2 protein-coding genes are annotated in these 4,180 nt (G+C 51.6%); both read right to left on the reverse strand.

The window, feature by feature from the left end:
• Positions 1 to 2,694: DUF1601 domain-containing protein (locus ACO6V1_RS22645; protein ID WP_422468733.1), on the reverse strand; the 2,694-nt coding region annotated here is incomplete at its 3' end.
• A 210-nt stretch (positions 2,695 to 2,904) separates the two neighbouring features.
• A partial coding sequence (locus tag ACO6V1_RS22650) for an RAP domain-containing protein (RefSeq protein ID WP_422468735.1) occupies positions 2,905 to 4,180 on the reverse strand: 1,276 nt, incomplete at its 5' end.

Consider the following 4,180-nt stretch of genomic DNA (forward strand, 5'->3'; position numbering starts at 1 on the left):
TTCACTGATTCGGTAAACAAGCGATTCAAACATAGAGGTAACCACGTTCAGCTCAACGAACTCACCCAGTTTCGCAGTGGCCCACAGCAGATTGGCGATTTCCTGTGGTTTAAAGTTAGCTTTCTGTGTGTTCACGTGGCGCAACAGCTCGGCCACGGCCTCGTTAAACTCTGGTGTCTGCTCTTGCTCGCTATCCACCAGTTTCGCCATGGCCCACAGCAGGTTGGCGATTTCCTGTGGTTTAAAGTTAGCTTTCTGTGTGTTCACGTGGCGCAACAGCGCGGCCACGGCCTCGTTAAACTCTGGTGTCCGCTCCTGCCCGTTGTCCACCAGTTTCGCCATGGCCCACAGCAGGTTGGCGATACCCTGTGGTTTAAAGTTATCTTTCTGTGCGTTCACATGTGGCAACAGCGCGGACACGGCCTCTTTAAGCTTTGGTGTCCTATTCTGCCCGTTGTCCAGCAGTTTCGCCATGGCCCACAGCAGGTTGGCGAATTCCTGTGGTTTAAAGTTAGCTTTCTCTGGGTTCACTTGTGGCAACAGCACGGCCACGGCCTCTTTGAGCAGCGGTGTCCGCTCCTGCCCGCTGTCCACCAGTTTCGCCGTGGCCCATAGCAGTTTGGCGATTTCCTGTGGTTTAAAGTGAGCTTTCTGTGCGTTCACGTCGGGCAATAGGATGGCCACGGCCTCATTGAGCCCCGGTGTCCGCTTCTGCCCGTTGCCCACCAGTTTCGCCATGGCCCACAGCAGGTTGGCGATATGCTGAGGAATAAATTGGTTTTTTTTTGCGTTCACTTGGGGCAACAGCGCGGCCACGGCCTCGATGAGTTCTGGTGTTTGCTCCTGCCCGTTGTCCACCAGTTTCACCATGGCCCACAGCAGGTTGACGATTTCCTGTGGGTTAAAGTTAGCTTTCTGTGCGTTCACGTGGGGCAACAGCGCGGCCACGGCCTCGTTGAGTTCTGGTGTCTGTTCCTGCCCGTTGTCCACCAGTTTTGCCATGGCCCACAGCAGGTTGGCGATATGCTGAGGAATAAATTGGTTTTTTTTTGCGTTCACGTGGGGCAACAGCGCGGCCACGGCCTCGTTGAGTTCTGGTGTCAACTCATGCCTGTTATCCACCAGTTTCGCCATGGCCCACAGCAGGTTGGTAATGCCCTGGGCATTAAATTGGTCTTTCTGTGCTTTCACGTGTGGCAACAGCGCGGCCACGGCCTCGTTGAGTTCTGATGTCTGTTCCTGCCCGTTGTCCACCAGTTTTGCCATGGCCCACAGCAGATTGGCGACATACTGAGGAATAAATTGGTTTTTTTTTGCGTTCACGTGTGGCAACAGTGCGGCCACAGACTCTTTGAGCCCTGGTGTCAACTCATGCCTGTTATCCACCAGTTTCGCCATGGCCCATAGCAGGTTGGCGATTTCCTGGGCATTAAATTGGTCTTTATGTGCGTTCACATGGGACAACAGCGCGGCCACGGCCTCGTTGAACTCTGGCGTCTGCTCCTGCCCGTTGTTCACCAGTTTCGCCATGGCCCACAGCAGGTTGGCGATTTCCTGTGGTTTAAAGTTCGCTTTCTGTGCGTTCACGAGGGGCAGCAGCACGGCCACGGCCCCTTTGAGCCATGGCGTCAGCTCCTGTCCGTTGTCCACCAGTTTCGCCATGGCCCACAGCAGGTTGGCGATATGCTGTGGAATAAATTGGTCTTTCTGTGCGTTCACCAGGGGTAACAACGATGCCGCAGCCTCGTTGAGCTCTGGTGTCTGCTCCTGCCCGTTGTTCACCAGTTTCGCCATGGCCCACAGCAGGTTGGCGATTTCCTGTGGTTTAAAGTTAGCTTTCTGTGCGTTCACGTGGGTCAACAGCGCGGACAAGGCTTCTTTGAGTCCCGGTGTCCGCTCCTGCCCGTTGTCCACCAGTTTCGCCATGGCCCAAAGCAGGTTGGCAATATGCTGAGGAATAAATGGGTCTTGCTGTGCGTGCATGTGGGGCAACAGTGCGGCCACAGCCTCGTGGAGCCCTGGTTTTCGCTCCGGCCCGTTGTCCACCAGTTTTGCCATGGCCCACAGTAGGTTGGCGACACCCTGGGCACCAATATAGCTGGTTTCAGCTTTTTGGTTGCACTTGAATATTATTGCATCAAGTAGCGTTGACAATAAGGCAACTTGAGTATGCTTAACACGCTTATCAATTGGGTTATGGGGGGTAAAAACACCCGCTGAAGTAAATGAGTGCAGTGTTGTCGTCAGGCTTCGCCAATTCCAGCTCCGTGTTGCTGTGAAATTTTTCAGCAAACGCATCAGCTGGCTTTGTTCCGCTCGATTTAACGGTCTTTTAGCAGCTGATGTGTATTTTTTAATTGAACTGGCATATCGACCGTGATTTCTCCCATCATAGCGATGACCGAAACGACCCGATTTACTCACCAGATCATACATTACTTCTTGTTTAATGAGGGCATTGAAATCTTGAGCAGAGTTCACTGAGCGGAACATTAGATTTTGAGAAGAGCATGCGTCAGAAGAGTGGTAAAATTCGTTACGCTGCGGGGTAGTACGGAGGGGATTATCCCACTGTTCGACGGTGCCATGTCTATATTGCACACGCCTTGAAGAAGCGGCATGGTCATCCGGTCGGTTGTAATCATTATTTGATCTTGTGTATTGGCCACTGATACCAGCAGAGTTTCTATCCATTTATATTTCTTTAATTCATGAAAATATAAAAAGCAGACTGCTGTTTTGTTCAAAAGTTCATTTTGCTGAAATGGCTAACTGGATGTTGGTTTTCTTCCTCTTTGTCGGTTTACCGGTTTGCTCCTCTGAATGTTCTTTCACAGTCAAGTAACCGTGATCTGAGGGTTGCCTGGCTTTAATAGCAGTAACTTATGCCTCATCTGCCCACGTTCATTTAAGTGATACAGAGCCATGTCCCTGTGGCTGGCAGCCTATCCTGGTTTTTATTTGATCAATGTATGGTTTCATTAAATCCTGATTCAAGAGCCTGTTAACCGGAATTTCAATGACCTCAAATCCTGCTTTTTGCAACAGTGCGATTTTAAGCAGTGTCGAACCATTCCTGGTATTGAAATCACCACCCACGTAATGAAAGGGCCCCTGAACTTCAATCACCATATTGTGATCTGGCAGTAGCAGGTCAACCGGAGGTAATGAATTCAGACTCTTTTCTTCTTCAATCCTCAAAGATGGAATGCATGATTGGAGTTGATTGCGGAAGTCGGATTGACGTTTTGAAACGATTGCATGGTAATGGGGGACGAACGGACACGGCCTCCCAAGCCAACTTGCGGCCATCGCAATGGTGTATTGATCCTCTTCATTGACCGGGGATGTATTTTCCAGGCGAATAAACAGGTCATCCATGTGCTTTTCCAGCACGTTACCTTTACTGGTATTGGGAACCAGAGATAACCTGGCACAGCATACCATTACTCCCCAAAGCGACATCAATATCGCTTGCTGAGAAAACTGAGGGTTGCCACTGATTCGGTCGACAAGCGATTTGAACGTGGAGGTGACCATGTTCAGCTCAATGAGTTCGCCCAGACTCGCCATGGCCCACAGCAGGTTGGCGATATCCTGGGCATTACATTGGTTTTTCTGTGCCTTCACGAGAGGCAACAGCGCCGTCAAGGCCTCATTGAACTCTGGTGTCTGCTCCTGCCCGTGGTCCACCAGTTTCGCCATGGCCCACAGCAGGTTGGCGATCTCCTGTGGTCTTAAGTTAGCTTTCTGTGCGTTCACGCGAGGCAACAGTGCGGCCACGGCCTCTTTGAGTCCTGGTGTCTGTTTGTGCACTTTGTCCGCCAGTTTCGCCATTGCCCACAGCAGGTTGGCGATATGCTGAGCAATAAATGGGTCTTTCTGTGCGTTCACGTGGGGCAACAGCGCAGTCACCGCCTCTTTGAACTCTGGTGTCCAGGTCTGTCCGTTGTCGACGAGTTTTGCCATGGCCCACAGCAGGTTGGTGATTTCCTGTGGGTTAAAATTAGCTTTCTGTGCGTTCACGTGGGGTAGCAGAGCGACTATAGCCTCGTTGAACTCTGGTGTCCGCTCTTGCCCGCTGCCTACCAGTTTCGCCATGGCCCAAAGCAGGTTGGCGATATGATGGAGATTAAAGTGGTCTTTCTGTGCGTTCACCCGGGGCAGCAGTGCGGCCACG

Origin of the sequence: Endozoicomonas sp. ALC013, from assembly GCF_049310205.1 — a bacterium.
In the GTDB taxonomy this organism is placed as follows: Bacteria; Pseudomonadota; Gammaproteobacteria; order Pseudomonadales; family Endozoicomonadaceae; genus Endozoicomonas.